Origin of the sequence: Limnohabitans sp. T6-5, assembly GCF_003063315.1 — a bacterium.
Lineage (GTDB): Bacteria > Pseudomonadota > Gammaproteobacteria > Burkholderiales > Burkholderiaceae_C > Limnohabitans_A.
The window spans coordinates 186,838-202,479 of the sequence record NZ_NERV01000002.1; the positions used below are offsets into that span (position 1 = coordinate 186,838).

Below are 15,642 nucleotides of genomic sequence, written 5' to 3' on the forward strand. Positions count from 1 at the left end.
CTGCGACTGCCGACCTACGAGGGCCGTGTATTTGTAGGTCGGCGGTCGAAGACTCCGACATGGGCCTGTGCCCAAACCCATAACGTCGGACTCTGCGAGTACCGACCTACGAGGGCCGTGTATTTGTAGGTCGGTGGTCGAAGACCCCGACATTGGCCTGTGCCCAAACCCATAACGTCGGACTCTGCGAGTACCGACCTACGAGGGCCGTGTATTTGTAGGTCGGTGGTCGAAGACCCCGACATGGGCCTGTGCCCAAACCCATAACGTCGGACTCTGCGAGTGCCGACCTACAGGATGACATTGCTCACACATTTCAAACTTCAGCGTGCCGGATCAATATCGACCAGCCAGTGCTGTCAAGGCGTTCAGTCGGCGATGGACTGCGGCCAAGATCGGAGCGCTTCAGTTCAAGGCCCAAGGATTGACGAGCTCAACCCCCATGCCCTGAAAGTCACGAACGTTGCGTGTGGCCACGATGAAGCCATGGGTTTTGGCGATGGCGGCGATGGCGCAGTCTGCAAAGCCCACCGCGTTGCCCTGGGCCTGCGCCCCCGCCAGGCAGGCGGCAAAACACTGCGCTGCGCGGGCGTTGAAATTCAGTATCCGGTTTTCAAAAAGTGCACTCACTTGGTTTGCCAAGGCCTGGGCCAAGGCATCACGACGTTTGCCTTGAGGCATGGTTTCCACGCCCGCCAGCAATTCGGCCAGGTTGATGCTGGTGATGAACAGGGTCGCAGGTTCTTGGGCATTGAGCCAATGGACGACCCCGGGATGCGGCAAGGGTTTGAGGGGTTCTGACACCAGGTTGGTGTCCAAAATGATCATTCGAAGCTCGCCGGTTCGACGGGACGCTTATCGCGTGGGAAATTCAGCTCGATGCCACCCAATTGTTGCCCAATCGCCACCAAGGCCGAGCCCAGGCCGATTTTTGGGGTCACGGCATTTTCCAAAATCAGGCGAATCTCGGCCTCGGTGCTTCGGCCATGCTGGGCGGCGCGCAATTTGAGGGCACGGTGAGTGGCCTCGGGCAGATTTCTGACAGTGACTGATGACATGCCCATTCCTCCTCAAAATGAGTCTGAATGATAGCAATCAATTAATTTGCTATCAATTGGAGGACCGCTCTCTTGGCACGATTTTTTACCGACGGGGATGTACCCACTCGGCTGGCTCATTGCGTCGTTTTCATGACCCAGCGTTGATAGGCGTAGCGCAAGCGTTCCAGCTTGCCCGAAAAATAACTAGCGTTGGCGCGGTCTGAATCGAGCAGCACGGCGCTGGCGTAGTTTGGAATGGCGGGCTCTACCCAGGCTTTTTGGTAAATCGGTGCACCGTTCGAATAGGCCAGCCAATTTTCCGTTTCCCGGTTGATCGGACTGAGCAAACTCAGGCCCAAACGCGGCGTTCCCTTGATCTGCCATCCCGAATCGGCGTTCATGGCCCTGCGTGGTGTCAGCGGGAAGGTCAGCTCCATCCCTGCCACGGTGATGGACTGTTTGCCTGGCCAAAAGCGCTCTGGTGGCACCGAGTGGCGCACAAAATAGCTGAACTTGGTATCGCCAAACCAATGACTCGAAGTCGCAGAAAAGCCTTTGTCCTTGAACCAATACTCGCCCCCGGACACCTCCAGACTCCAATCCGTGCCTGTGGGCGCATAGCGTGCAAACGCCAGCTTGGTGCCGCCAGTCGGCAAATAGGTGCTGTTCTTGGGGGCCTGCCAATGCGACAGATTGAGCCCCGTGGCCCATTCCCCGTTCAAAGAATCCCACCGCGCTTCAGTTTGCCCCCCACGCACATTGCCCTGCATCAATTCGCCCACACTCATTCGCAGCGACAAGCCATGGTTGAGCTTTTGCATGTGGTGCAGCAACACACGGCGATTTGTATCGGGAATGCGGCTGTAGCTCAAATTTCCGCCGGGTTGAAACTCCTTGCTGCTGGTCATGTGCGCCGAACGTGAAAACTCCAACGCGCCTCCATCCCACAGGTGAATGAACGGGTTGATGTTCAGCCCCACCGAATAGTCCAGCAAGGAATACTCAGTTGCCCAGTAATAGTTGTAGATCGGGTTGAGCTTCACCCGCAGCTTGTAGCGGTAAGGCGCATGGTCGCGCACCCGCCAGTCCACCCCCACCAAAGCTTCATCCAGATCTCTGAAAACCGGCTGCACCGCTTCGTCGGCGGGGCAGGGCAGGGCCTTGAGCCACTGCGCCAAACAAGCCAGCTGCCCATTGAAGCCCACGCTTGGCGTGCCCCAACGAGCTTGCACCAAACGGTAATTGTCAAACTCACCCGCCAACTGGCTGAGCAGGCCCAAGGCCACGCCCGCGCCATCAAGCAGGCTGTGCTCGTACACAAAGTCCGACACCTTGACCACTAAGGTGTTGCCCGACTGCCCCACATCAATACCCTCAAACCCATGCTCAGCCAAGGCCTGGGACAGGCGGTCCATGGCTGCATGGCGACTGTCGGTTGTGGGTGCAGGTGAAGACGCTGCATCACTGAGTTGCGGCGCGACTGTTGCGACAGGCGATTGCTCCAGCACTTTTTCAGCGGACATTGTTTCGGCTGAGGCCACAGCTGGGGCCGTCGGCATGGCTTGAAACGCCTGCTGCTGCGGCATGGACGCCGCCTGTGCCTGTCTGCTTGGCGGGCTTTGCCGCCCCATGCTCCAGTCCAGCGGCAGGTTCACGCCCACACCCAGCCAGGGTTTGCGTCCTTCAGCCGTGGCCAAACCACGCACTTGCTGGTCCACATTCAAAAACACAGAGGCCCCCACTGGCGCATTGATTTTGGCCAGCCAACTCTCGTTGGACAGCGTCAACCCTGCCCATGACCGCTCCTGGTTCGACTCCACCCGCAAACGCAGCCAAGGCGTAGCCTGAAACGCGGCACTGCCAAACACTCCATGAATCGGATTGTTCAAATTTTTTTGAGCCTTGGCATAGCCCAGCGAGCTTGCCCAGTCGCGCTGGTCATACGTGAGCACGCCATAGGTGGACCTGAAAAGCGTGGCTGCACCACCGTAGTCGGTCACCCCCGCCGCCAGCTTCCAGGGCGAATCCTTCAGGCCCAGCACATTGTTGAACTGCAACTTGGCTGAAGCCGATAAATCCCGAATGCCACCACCACCGTCATAACCGTTGCGTTTGATAGATGTGTCTGCAGTGCGAAGCCCCAATTCCGCAAAACTCGTCAAGCCCACAGCCAAGGAATGGTTCAGACCTTCTTGGCGGTCCGCATCCATGACCCGGTTTTGGTACTGGTACACCAGCGACCCCGTCGGTATCGTGGCCATCGGCAACACCGTCAGCCCCGCCACGCCGTTTGAGCCCACGCCCAAATCGAGTGCTACAGCGGGGGCCGCCATGACCACATAAAACGTGGCTTGTAAATATTTTGAACGCATGTTGAATCACTGCGCACAGTGCGCAGCCTCCCTTGATGAATGAATCAGAGCCTGTGACAGCGGCTCAGTTGAATGTGCTGGTACCGCCGCCTGTGGCACTGGCGCTGCCCCCTGCGTGGGGCACCACGGGGGCTGTCACCACAACGTGTGGCGCCAAATTGGCCTGAACAGTGGGCCTGATCAAAGCCACTTGCTGCGCCAACAACGCCGGGTCGTTGATCAAAGCCTGCGCATCTGAAATCGACATCCCCATGGCTGCGGCCGATGCCTGCAAAGCCTGGTTCAGATCCACCAGCGTCTGGGCGCTGGCCACCACCCCTTGGTTGTTGATCGCTTGCGCCAAACTGGCCGCTTGTGTGAACGCATTGTTGCCAGGCCCGGCATTGATGGCCATTTGAGCCAGCAACTTGCCATACACCGAAGCCGGGTTCTTGTTGTTGGGGCTGGCCGCCACCGGGGCCGCAAACAAGTCAAAGTCGGCGGGCAAACCCAAAACGGCAATCACCGTGGCCACCGCCTCAGACAGCTTGTCCAACGACAAACCACTCGTTGCGCTCGTCCCCAGCATCTCTGGATAGACGCCCGCAAGCCTCACCGCCATGTTGCTCAGCGCGGTGACGCCTACCTCGCCAGACGTCGATGTTGCCAATGACAGCAAAGTCAAACTCTCAGTGGGGGCCACGGTGACCACCGCATCCAAGCCCTCGTCGTAATAGCGACTGCCGCCAGACAATACCACCTTGTAAATGAACGGCCCCGCCACCTCAGCGGACATCGACAAAGCCGCTTTGCCCGTGACTGCATCCGTCTTGCCCGAACTCAGCAGCTGACCTGCCGTGCTGTAGACAAAGACCGAAGCGCCATACACCGCCCCCAACACAGGCACGGTCGTCGTTTGCACCTTGCTGACCACGGGACTTTCTGGGCTGCCGCCGCCACACGCTGTGAGCAAAACAGTGACGGTCAAGCCGCCAATGAGTGCACTAAATGAGTTTTTCATGATTTTTTAACGCCACCAGTTATCTAGGTTTTGCCAAATACTAAACCATGAAAACGTAAAAATCAATAAAAAGAACCTTTAATGAATTTTTTTTGCAACTTTTAAAGTTTTGTGAGTTTTTTGATTGTCACGAAAAAGCAGCTTTTAACCGCAAAGACGAAGTGTTGACAGTTCTAATTTTCTTGAGTTGATGAATACCGAATACGGTGTTTTTGTAACTAAAAAGGATGTTCTTTTCGTAACATTAATTAATATTTTGATGCTTTTAAAAGAATTTTTTAGTGAACTAAACAATTAGAATTCAGCCTCTTCTGACTAGGGTTTGCCGCAATTTATGCGTCCACCCACTGCAAATTTCAGACCGTGCCTCGCTCCACCAAGAGCACTTGGCACTGCGGTAGCCTGCCTGCCCCCTGTTGGGGCTCCCAGCACCCCCCCATCTTTTCTCGACCTCCATGAAAACTTCACATCCTTTGCAAACACTCACACGGCTTGGCTTGGGCGTGTTGTGGTTTGCAGGCACCGCGCCACTGGCCCTGGCGCAGACCCCATTGGCCACAGAGGCTGCGGTCACAGGCGTGGCCCCCGCCAGCCAGGGCATGCAGATTGCAGCCCCCACGGTTACAACAGGGCTGCCCAACTTATCTGGTCTTTCAGGCCAGCAAGCCCAAGGCCGTGCACTGGGTGCTGGTTTTTCTGAAATCGGCCAGGGCACCGGCCCCGCCATTGCAGCACCCCCCAAAGCCGAACTGCCCCCCTTGGCGCCCAACCAGTTCCAACGTTTCATTGCCGATGCCACAGGGCGCGACTTGCCCCTGTATGGCTACAACCTGTTCAACGGCAACAACTTCAATTCGCTGGCCAACGTGCCTGTGCCCGCCAACTATGTGGTCGGCCCCGGTGACGACATCGACCTCAAACTTTGGGGTTCCGTTGACAGCGCCATGCGCTTGACCGTTGATCGCAACGGCCAAATCACCATCCCCAAAGTCGGCCCCGTTACTGTGGCCGGCACCCGCGCCGACCAACTCGAAAAACAACTCAAAGCCCAAGTCGGCCGCGTGTTCAACAACTTCGAACTCAACGCCACCCTTGGGCGCCTGCGCAGCATCCAGGTCTATGTGGTCGGCCAGGCGCGCAAACCCGGTGCCTACACCGTCTCGGGCCTGTCCACCCTGATCAGCACCTTGTTTGAAAGCGGTGGCCCCGCCGCCACCGGCAGCATGCGTCAAATCCAGCTGGTGCGTGACGGCAAAACCATCACCACGCTGGATCTGTATGCCTTCATCCACAGCGGCACCACCGCTGCCGACGCCCAGCTCTTGCCCGGTGACGTGATCGTCATTCCTCCCGCAGGCCCCCGCGTCGCCATGTTGGGCGCGCTGGACACCCCAGCCATCTATGAGCTCAAGCAAGCCCAAGAACCATTGCAATCGGTGCTGAGCTACAGCGGCGGGCTCAATGTGCTGACCACCCCCCACAAAGCGTTGGTCGAGCGCATCGACAACGTCAACAGTCAGGCCCCCCGCAGCGTGCAAGAGCGCAGCCTTGACGCCGCTGGCCTGCAAACTACCGTGCGCGACGGCGACATGGTCACTTTGCTGCCCATTGCCCCACAGTTCTCCAACGCCGTCACCCTGCGCGGCAACGTGGCCATGCCTTTGCGCTACAGCTTCAAGCCCGGCATGCGCGTGGCCGACTTGATTCCCGAACCTGCTGCACTGATCCAGCGCGATTACTACAGCCGCAAAAACAGCATGGTCCAGTTTGAAAGTGGCAAAGCCATCAGCCTGGACCGCGTGGCGGGCGATGTCAAAAACCTGCTGACCGAAATCAACTGGGACTACGCCGCCATCGAGCGCCTGGAAGCCAAAGAAGTCAAAACCGTCCTCATCCCCTTCAACCTGGGCAAAGCCATCAAAGACAAAGACCCAGCCAACAACCAGCAGCTGCAGCCTGGCGACGTGGTCACCATCTTTGGCGTGAACGACCTGCCTGTGCCCATTGAAAAGCGCAACCAGTTTGTGCGCCTGGCTGGTGAAGTCATGGTTCCCGGTGTTTACCAAATCGCCCCTGGAGAAACCTTGCCCGAAGTGGTCAAGCGGGCAGGGGGCCTGAGCCGCAATTCATTCCTGTACGCCACCGTGCTCACCCGCGAAAGCACCCGCGCACAACAACAAGCCAACCTCGACAAAGCCACCCGCCAACTCGAAGCCAACATCGGCAGCCAATCGGCCAGCCTGGCACAAAACGCCAGCGACGCCGAAAAAACCAGCCAACTGGCCCAAGCCGCCGCCCAAAAAGCCCTGCTGGAGCGCGTTCGCAACCTCAAAGCCAGTGGCCGCATCAGCCTGGAGATGGACCCCGTCGAACCCACCATGCCCGCGCTTGCATTGGAAGATGGCGACAGCATCGTCATTCCGCACAAACCCAGTTTTGTGGGTGTGTTTGGGGCCGTGTTGTCTGAGACCAGCTTCATCCACAAAGCCAGCTACACCGTGGGCGATTACCTCGAAAAAGCAGGTCCCACACGCGAAGCTGACTTGGAAGCCGTCTTGCTTATCCGCGCCGACGGCAGCGTGCTGGCCAACAAAGCCCAACGCAGCTGGTTGGGCTTTGGCCACGGCAGCTTTGTGCGCATCCCCATGTACCCTGGCGACTCACTCTTTGTGCCCGAGCTGCTCGACCGCCGCACCGCCTACACCCAATTCATACAGGGCGCCAAAGACTGGACGCAACTGTTTTACCAATTCGGTTTGGGTGCCGCAGGTCTGAAGACATTGCGCAATTGATGCTTGACCCAACATGTCGGGGTCTTCGACCGCCGACCTACAACATCAAATGTCGCTTCGCGAAATCAACACATGTCGGGGTCTTCGACCACCGACCTACAAAACACCACCAACGCCTCGTAGGTCGGTACTCGAAGAGTCCGACACAAAACACCACCAACGCCTCGTAGGTCGGTGGCTTTAGCCCCGACATTGACCCCAAATGACAGACACCATCACCACAGCCGCAGACCCAGAAGACGACGAAATCAGCCTGCTTGACCTGCTGCAAACCATCGTCGACAACCTGCGCCTGCTGGTGCTCGGCCCCTTGGCGGCGGGCGTGCTGGCCTTGGGCATCAGCTTTCTGGTCAAGCCCACCTTCACCGCCGAAACCAGCTTTTTGCCTCCTCAGCAACAACAAGGCATGGCCGCCAGCATGCTGGCCAGCTTGGGCGCACTGGGCGGCCTGGCCGGTGCAGCCACGGGTCTGAAAAACCCCGCAGACCAATACGTCGCTTTCCTCAAAAGCAACAGCATCAAAGACGCCCTGATCGACCGCTTCAAGCTCCTGGAACGCTACGACGCCAAGTTGCGCGCCAATGCCCGCAAAGCACTTGAAGCCAACGTCAAAATTGCCAGCGGCAAAGACGGCCTGATCACCGTCACCGTGGACGACACCGACCCCCAAATCGCCGCCGACATGGCCAACGCCCATGTGCAAGAGCTGACTCAACTCATGGGCCGCCTGGCCGTGACCGAAGCCCAGCAGCGCCGCCAGTTCTTTGAAAAGCAACTGCAACAAACCAAAGACAAACTCACCCAAGCCGAGATCCAGCTCAAGGAAACCGGCATCTCCGGTGACGTCCTCAAGTCCAACCCCGCCAGCGCCGTGGCCGCCGTGGCCGCATTGCAAGCGCAAGTCACGGTGCAAGAAGTCAAAATCGGCGCCATGCGCGGCTATTTGGCCGACACTGCCCCAGACTTCAAACAAGCCCTGAACGAACTGGCCAACCTTCGGGCGCAACTGGCCAAACAATCGCAAGACACAGCGAGCAGCCCAGGCAAAGGGCAGGGCAGCACCCAAGGCGACTACGTCACCAAATACCGTGAATTCAAATACCAGGAAACCCTGTTTGAACTCTTTGCCAAACAGTTCGAAATGGCCAAGCTCGACGAATCGCGAGAAGGCGCCACCATCCAGGTGCTTGACAAGGCGCAAGCCCCCGAACTGAAAAGCAAGCCCAAAAAAGCCCTGATCGCCATCTTGGCCACCCTGGCCACGGGCTTTGCGCTGCTGCTGTTTGTGTTCATCCGCCAAGCCCTGCGCAACGCCAACCAAGACAAAGAATCCGCCCAAAAACTCAGCGCCCTCAAAGCTTCATGGCACAAAGCCATAGGCAAAACCCGTTGAACTTGCCCCGTAGGTCGGCGGCTTCAGACCCGACATGGGCCGGGCTACCGCTTACACGGCAACTACCTTTAGACCAGCCCATAAACCAAGACCAGCCTTGTGTGGATATACAATTAAAATTTGTATATCCATGAGGACTCAAACATGCAAGTCGCTAAATGGGGAAATTCTCTTGCAGTGCGTTTTCCGGCAAGCCTGGTCGCTGCGCTCGACCTCAAAGAAGGTGAAGAAATCGAGCTGCATCTGGTCGGTGAAAAAAACTTTGAAGTCAGCAAAAAACCGGGTCGAGTCGAATTGCTGGCCCGTCTGCGCCAAATGCGAGGCCGACTGCCTGCCGACTTTCACTTTGACCGTCTGCAAGCCAACGAAGAACAATGACCATCACGTTTTTGGACAGCAACGTCATTCTTTATTTGCTTTCCGCGGACACGCGCAAGGCAGACATTGCAGAAACCTTGTTGAGCTCAATGCCCAACATCAGCGTGCAAGTTCTCAATGAAGTCACCTCCGTCTGTTTGCGCAAACTTAAGTTGTCCTGGTCAGAGATTCATGACGTGCTGAACGCCGTCAAAGCCCACTGCCAAATTGTGCCCCTCACGGTTGAAACTCACGCCCAAGCCATGCAGATTGCAGAGCAACACCATTTGTCTTTTTATGACGCCCATATAGTGGCCGCTGCAAAAGCCTGTGGAGCCAACACGCTCATGAGCGAAGACATGCACAACGGCCAAACACTGCTGGGCATACACATCAAAAACCCGTTTACCCACCATTAAAATCTCGCGGAAATAGAATCAGTGTAAGATTTTTTGTGCGAATGAAATATTTTTCAAATAATTTCAATTAATTTTCAATCCTATGATTTTAATATTAATATTTCTGTATACATGCTTCATATATATAGAAAGCTTAGCTATTTTAGCTCGATATGCTGGTCAAATAAGCCACGAAAGAGCAATGGGATATACAATGCATAATGCTATATTAGCATTAAACAGATTCTTGGGCTTTATGATTGGACCGCTTGTTGGTTATTTGATTGAAATTGGTTACGATAAACATAAATTGTTTTATGTTGCTATGTTTTGTTCTATTCTTGGGGGCTTTGCTACGTTGTTGAATGCGTTGTATAGTAAATATAGCTTGGAGAGATTTATCGATATTCTAAATAAAATAAAAAAGGATGGATATAAAGTATTGAGTTTTTTTTCATGCATAACACAATCATCACGAAATAAATTAGATGATATGCAGAAAATACAATTAAAAATGGCTGATTTTAATTTGACTTTTAGTGTTGCTATTACAACATCATTATATTATGGAGTGTCATTTTATTTGGGATTGATTGCATATTCTAATTTGAATTATAGAGGTACAATATTACAAATGACAGGCGTTGTAACGGGTGTTGGTTCTTTGTTATTGAATTTCTATACATTTCCTAAGTTGACTGAATTTGAAAATAAAGGAAATGCGCTCAATGGTTATGGATCAATATATTTGGGAAAAATAGTTGGTTTGATTATTATTCAGCCTGCGTTTGTATTAATAGCATATAAATTGTGATGAATTTTAAAAATTTAAGTGCAATCCTTTTAATGATGGCAGTTGGATGTATCAATATATATTCGGTTGGCGGTATGGATTTGTCTGTTTATGATGAAAATGTAGTTAATTTTAATTTTACTGAAATATATTTTTTAAAGGAAATTATTTCTTGGTTGTTTATTATTTTGTCTAAATGGTTTTTTAATGATGTGAGATACATTTTTATATTTGCCTGGTTGTTATTGTTTTATGTGTTGACTGCAGTTGGTATTAGTAAAGATAGATCTTTATGTGTTGTTGCAATGGCATGTTTGACTCCATATTATTATTTAATGTCATTAAATGTTTTGCGTCAATTAATTTCTGCTATTTTCCTTTCGGCTTCTTATTTGTATTATGTAAGTAATAAGAAAATAAATTTAAAGGTTTTGTTATTTATTGCTTTATCAATTTTATCGCACAATAGCGTTGCCTTTTTGATTATGTTGTACGTAATAATCTTTGTAGTTTTTAAAATTAATTTAAAATATTCTTTTTTATATTTATTGAGTGTGATGTTTTTTGTTTTAAAATTCCAAACCGAAATAATTTTGTTTGCGGCATATTTGAATAATCAGGAAATAGTTGAAGAGGCATCAGATCTTAAGCGGTATATTTATATTATTTCTCAAATTCCTTTTGTTGTTGGAATTTTTAAATATCATAAAGATAGTCGAATTATTTTGATTTCATTAATTGTGACTCTTGTTAATATACCACTGCCAAATTGGATGATTGAGCGACTATTAATTACAAGTGGATATGTTTTTTTTATTACATACTTATCAATCGTCCAATTGAGAACTATTTTTGAAGCAATAAAATCAGTGGTTCTTTGTTTTGGTATGCTAATATTTACATTTTTTCATACTGGCGTAAAGGCCATTTTGTTTGGTGAAGGTTTGAGATGAAAATTATATTTGTTGCTGATTTTACACCAGTCCCGAAATTTCATAATAAAATTCATTTGGATGGAAAATTGGCTGAGGCATTAATTCGAAATTTAGGCTGTAGAGTAACGTGGATTAGAACTAATTTTTCACATTATTTGAAAAGAATCGACCCGGTAGGTAATTTGGAATTCGAGAAATTTAAAGTATTGGAGATTCAAGGGCATCCTTATAAAAATAATATAAGCATAAGTAGGATGCTGCATAATATATTATTTTCATTGAAGCTAATTAAAATTTTATATGAAAATAGAGATGCCGATAGAGTAATAAGTCCAATCCCTTCAATTGAGGCCACTTTTATCACTTCCGTGATGGCCAGGCTATATGGAATTAAGCATGAAATTATTGTTTATGATAAATGGCCGGATATTTTTATTGAGTATTCCACTAATGGGTTTTTTAAAAAAATATTTGGGAAGTTTTTGTATATTATATATAAGCCTCTATTAATTATCTCTTTAAGAAAATCTTACAAGATACATTGTGTGTCAAATGAATATTCAAAATGGCTGGAAAAATATACAAATAAAAATAAAAACATACTATATATTGGTTGTAATGATGTCTCGGGGTTTGAAAGTGATTTTAATTCCAAGATTCACGTGGTGTATATTGGTAGCTGGGGTGCTTCTTCTAATTTGGATTTGATTATAAAAGCAGCTAAAATTTTAGAAGGTAATTCGAATTATAAATTTACAATAGCCGGGCGAGTTAATGAAGAGAAAATAGTAAAGGAAACTTCCAACTTGAGGGTGTTAGGTTGGCTTGGTGAATCTGAGAAAATTGAAATTATGAAAACTGCTGATATTGGATTGATGATATATAAAAAAAATGCATTGCAATCTTTGCCAAATAAAATATTTGAATATATTGAATATGGTTGTTTTGTAATAAATACCCTACCAGGTGAAGCTGAAGCCTTGTTAAGAGAAAATAATTTTGGTTTAACTGTCGACCCTGATTCTCCAAGTGATCTTGTTGATGCGATTGTAAAATTTTCAAAGCAAAATGGTATTGCAAAAAATTCTATATTAAGATTGGCACATGAAAAATTCGGTTCAAAATATTATGATGAGTATGTAAAGGAAAATTATGTTTAAAAAATTCTTGCTATCAAAGTTGCCATTTCCTTGGCTCAATCTTATTAGAATGGTAAGGGGGAATGTAATTAAAGTATTTGTTATTGTGGTTCCTTCGTATTTATTAAATGAAAAATATGTTTCCATAAAGATAAAATATTCGGGAGTTGATGAATGTAATGAAAATTATAAAGATAGCCCATCTAATAGGTGGGCTTTAGCTTTCCATGAGTATTATGAAAAGAAGCAAATAGATAAAATCATACCTTTAATGTGGGCCGATGGTCCTGCGCCAGGGAATTTTGGTGATTGGTTATCGCCATACATATTTTCTAAAATTTCAAAATATAAAATTCGCCATGTTGCTGATTTCGATAATCCGAAATTCAAGCATATTTTGGGGGTAGGCTCTATCGCAATAAAAGCAAATAAATACAGCAGTGTCTTTGGATCTGGTATTTCATCTACTGACGATAGAATTTGCCCGCAGGCAAAATATTATTTTGTTCGAGGTCCATATACTGCAGCGGCAGTAAAAAAAGTTGGTGGTATTGTTCAGGGAAATGTTACTGGGGATTTGGGATTTTTGATTTCTAGGGTTTATCCTGTTGTTAAAAAAAGTAAGATAATTGATTCCGTTTTGGTAAGGCATATAACTCATAAATATTTGCCCGTAAAACTTATACCCGGAATGATTGAATTGGATATTTCGGTTTCAGGGTCTGATGATATTGAGTTATTCCTTCAAAAATTAAATTCCGCTAAAATTGTTGTCACATCAGCAATGCATTGTTATATAGCCTGTATTAGTTATGGAATTCCATGTGTTTTGATTAATTTTAAAGATGATTCAAAATCGGTTTACGGCGATGGTGTAAAGTACTTGGATGCGATGGAAGGAATCGGTTTGAATGGTTATAAACCACATTTGGTTGAGAATGATTTGTCATTGTTAAATTTTCCTGAAATTGTCGACAATCGAATTGTTGAATCAAAAATTCTTGATGATCTCTACGGCTGTTTTGTTGAATCAATTTCTGATTATTTTAATACTCATAATAATTAAAATGAAACGTATTTTTGATTTTTTTTGTGCATTTTTGATATTATTGGTTTTGGCGCTGCCTTTGATACTGCTCATTTGCTTAGTGCTTTGTAAGCTGGGAAAACCTGTGTTGTTTCGCCAGTTGCGGCCAGGATTGTATGGTCAACCTTTTGAGATGATTAAGTTTCGCACTATGACGGATGCACGGGATACCAGTGGCGCATTACTACCCGACTCTCAAAGGCTGACTCGTTTTGGTCTCTTTTTACGGGCCACCAGTCTAGACGAACTGCCGGAATTATGGAATGTTCTTAAGGGTGACATGAGTCTAGTAGGACCGCGTCCATTGCTAATGGAATATTTGCCAATTTATAGCACTGAACAAGCTCGTAGACATGATGTACGTCCAGGCATCACGGGGTGGGCTCAAATTAATGGAAGAAATAATATTAGCTGGACAAAGAAGTTTGAGATGGATATTTGGTATATTAATAATAAATCTATGCTACTTGATTTGAAGATATTATTTTTGACTTTGAGAAAAGTTTTGAAAAAAGACGGAGTGTCTAAAGATGGGCACACAACAACTGATTTTTTTAATGGAAAAAATTGATTCCACGCCGAATCTCAATTTAATATAAAATGTATTTAAATTCATTTTTAACGCCAGATAACGAAAAATGGGCAGAAATTTTAAAATCTGTTCGTCATGACTTCTACCATTTGCCTGAGTATGTTGCTTTAGAAGCTGATTGGCTGAAGGCAAAGCCGATAGCATTTTATTGTGAGTATGAGAGCGAAATTATGCTACTTCCTTTGATTGAGCGGTCAACACCATACGGTTTTGGAAGTGATGCTGTGACGCCTTATGGATATTCTTCTCCAATTTTTTCGGATTGTTCAACCGAAAAATTTCGCATCAATGCTCTGCAATGCTTTCAAGATGCGGCACAGCAGCGCGGTTTGGTGTCCTCATTCATCCGATTGCATCCCTTAATTCAGCCTTCGTTGTTAGGTGGGGATAAGCTTTTGCGTGGAATATGGTTGCAAGATGAACGTGGTTTTACTGTAGATTTGCCCTTAGATGCAGATCATGACTCTTGGCTTTCTTCAATTAGTAGTGGTCATCGTGGTGATATAAAACGTTTGAAGAGCAATGGTTATAGATTTGTAATGAATACAGAAAAAATCATGCGAGAGTTTCCCCGAATCTACGCTCAAACAATGCAAAGATTGAATGCAAAGAGTGAATATCAATACACTTCCGAATATTTTGATAGGATTCATAAGGCATTGGGTGATAAGTTGCAATGTGCTGCTGTATTAAATGCTGATGGTGATTTGATGTGTGCTGCTTTATTTACGCATGTGAACGATGTGGTTCAATATCATTTGAGTGCTACAGATGAACGGTTTGCCAAAATGGCCCCAATGAAATTAGTGATTTCAGAAATGCGAGAATGGGCTCGTCAGCGTTCGGTACTTTATTTTCACCTTGGTGGTGGTTTAGGTGGGGGTAAAGATTCTTTGTTTTATTTCAAGGAAAAATTTGGTGGTCAAACTAGATTATTTAGAACAGTATCGGCCATTCATATCTCAGAAATATATGAAAAGGAATGTCAGAGTCGTGCAAGTCTTGATGGATCTGCTGACAGCACAATTAATGGTTTTTTTCCTGCCTACAGAGCCCCAGTGCGTTTGACGTAAGTCTGGGAGTTGGTTGTTGAAAAAATTTGCCATTTATGGTGCTGGAGGTTGTGGGCGAGGTGTGATGCCGTTGGTTCGTCAACAGTTCCGTCATCTTTTGGATGAGAGTGACTGTGAATTGGTTTTTTTAGATGATGCACAGTCAAATCCTTTGCTCAACGGTCATCGTGTGTTGACCTATTCGCAGTGGCTGGCTGAGCCAGCAGCCGAAAGATTCATGAATGTGGCAATTTCAGAAAGTTTGTTACGTGAAGGGTTGGTGCAGCGCTGCGCGGCCGATGGCGTGCAGTTTTTTGAAGCGCGTGCGGCCAATGTGGTGCAGCTGGACGATGTGCAGCTGGGCGATGGCGCAGTGTTGTGTCCGTTTGTCACGCTCACGAGCAATATCCGAATTGGCCAACATTTTCACGCCAACATTTACAGCTATGTGGAACACGACTGCGTGATTGGCGACTATGTGACTTTTGCCCCAGGCGTGATGTGCAACGGCAATGTGCACATTGAAGACCATGCCTACATTGGCGCGGGTGCCGTCATCAAACAAGGCCTGCCCGGTGCGCCTTTGGTCATTGGCCGTGGCGCGGTGGTGGGCATGGGCGCGGTGGTGACCAAGAGCGTGCCGCCGGGCGTGACGGTGGTGGGCAATCCGGCTCGGATGTTGGTGAAGTAAA

At 48.4% G+C, this 15,642-nt stretch carries 15 protein-coding genes; 11 read left to right on the forward strand and 4 right to left on the reverse strand.

The features are described 5' to 3' along the window. Positions 1 to 405 precede the first annotated feature (405 nt). From B9Z51_RS06490 to B9Z51_RS06505, 4 genes are all read right to left on the reverse strand, one after another. Positions 406 to 828 (reverse strand): type II toxin-antitoxin system VapC family toxin, encoded by a 423-nt coding sequence (locus tag B9Z51_RS06490; RefSeq protein WP_108373011.1) that lies wholly within the window; start codon positions 826 to 828, stop codon positions 406 to 408. After that, positions 825 to 1,058: a plasmid stability protein gene (locus tag B9Z51_RS06495; protein WP_108374802.1), complete on the reverse strand. Its 234-nt coding sequence runs from the start codon at positions 1,056 to 1,058 to the stop codon at positions 825 to 827. The genes B9Z51_RS06490 and B9Z51_RS06495 overlap by 4 nt, the downstream gene beginning before the upstream one ends. A gap of 116 nt (positions 1,059 to 1,174) precedes the next feature. Continuing rightward, positions 1,175 to 3,412, reverse strand: a complete 2,238-nt coding sequence (locus B9Z51_RS06500; protein ID WP_108373013.1) for a YjbH domain-containing protein — start codon at positions 3,410 to 3,412, stop codon at positions 1,175 to 1,177. Positions 3,413 to 3,476: 64 nt separating this feature from the next. Continuing rightward, a complete protein-coding gene (locus B9Z51_RS06505; protein WP_108373014.1) occupies positions 3,477 to 4,412 on the reverse strand; it encodes a hypothetical protein in 936 nt (311 codons plus the stop codon). Positions 4,413 to 4,867: 455 nt separating this feature from the next. On the opposite strand from B9Z51_RS06505, the gene B9Z51_RS06510 reads away from it, so the two are divergent. From B9Z51_RS06510 to B9Z51_RS06555, 11 genes are all read left to right on the forward strand, one after another. Beyond that, positions 4,868 to 7,204 (forward strand): SLBB domain-containing protein, encoded by a 2,337-nt coding sequence (locus tag B9Z51_RS06510; RefSeq protein ID WP_108373015.1) that lies wholly within the window; start codon positions 4,868 to 4,870, stop codon positions 7,202 to 7,204. Positions 7,205 to 7,406: 202 nt separating this feature from the next. After that, positions 7,407 to 8,597 carry a Wzz/FepE/Etk N-terminal domain-containing protein gene (locus B9Z51_RS06515; RefSeq protein ID WP_108373016.1) on the forward strand — a complete coding sequence of 397 codons (1,191 nt, stop codon included), beginning with the start codon at positions 7,407 to 7,409 and terminating at the stop codon, positions 8,595 to 8,597. Between the two features lie 144 nt (positions 8,598 to 8,741). Continuing rightward, on the forward strand, positions 8,742 to 8,975 hold the full coding sequence (locus B9Z51_RS06520; protein ID WP_053176286.1) for an AbrB/MazE/SpoVT family DNA-binding domain-containing protein: 234 nt from the start codon (positions 8,742 to 8,744) through the stop codon (positions 8,973 to 8,975). Continuing rightward, the gene (locus tag B9Z51_RS06525; RefSeq protein ID WP_108373017.1) at positions 8,972 to 9,373 is read left to right on the forward strand and encodes a PIN domain-containing protein; all 402 of its coding nucleotides are present in this window, start codon (positions 8,972 to 8,974) and stop codon (positions 9,371 to 9,373) included. Before B9Z51_RS06520 ends, B9Z51_RS06525 begins: the two co-directional genes overlap by 4 nt. 82 nt (positions 9,374 to 9,455) lie before the next feature. Further along, a complete protein-coding gene (locus B9Z51_RS18165) occupies positions 9,456 to 10,166 on the forward strand; it encodes a hypothetical protein (protein ID WP_158272838.1) in 711 nt (236 codons plus the stop codon). Continuing rightward, positions 10,166 to 11,098 (forward strand): EpsG family protein, encoded by a 933-nt coding sequence (locus tag B9Z51_RS06530; protein WP_108373018.1) that lies wholly within the window; start codon positions 10,166 to 10,168, stop codon positions 11,096 to 11,098. The genes B9Z51_RS18165 and B9Z51_RS06530 overlap by 1 nt, the downstream gene beginning before the upstream one ends. Then, entirely contained in the window at positions 11,095 to 12,240 is a 1,146-nt protein-coding gene (locus B9Z51_RS06535; RefSeq protein ID WP_108373019.1) for a glycosyltransferase, read from the forward strand. Before B9Z51_RS06530 ends, B9Z51_RS06535 begins: the two co-directional genes overlap by 4 nt. After that, positions 12,233 to 13,285, forward strand: a complete 1,053-nt coding sequence (locus B9Z51_RS06540; protein WP_108373021.1) for a polysaccharide pyruvyl transferase family protein — start codon at positions 12,233 to 12,235, stop codon at positions 13,283 to 13,285. Before B9Z51_RS06535 ends, B9Z51_RS06540 begins: the two co-directional genes overlap by 8 nt. Position 13,286: 1 nt before the next feature. Next, positions 13,287 to 13,877, forward strand: a complete 591-nt coding sequence (locus B9Z51_RS06545; protein WP_108373023.1) for a sugar transferase — start codon at positions 13,287 to 13,289, stop codon at positions 13,875 to 13,877. A 29-nt stretch (positions 13,878 to 13,906) separates the two neighbouring features. Continuing rightward, entirely contained in the window at positions 13,907 to 14,971 is a 1,065-nt protein-coding gene (locus B9Z51_RS06550; RefSeq protein ID WP_108373025.1) for a GNAT family N-acetyltransferase, read from the forward strand. Positions 14,972 to 14,987: 16 nt separating this feature from the next. Beyond that, a complete protein-coding gene (locus B9Z51_RS06555; RefSeq protein WP_158272839.1) occupies positions 14,988 to 15,641 on the forward strand; it encodes an acetyltransferase in 654 nt (217 codons plus the stop codon). Position 15,642 lies beyond the last annotated feature (1 nt).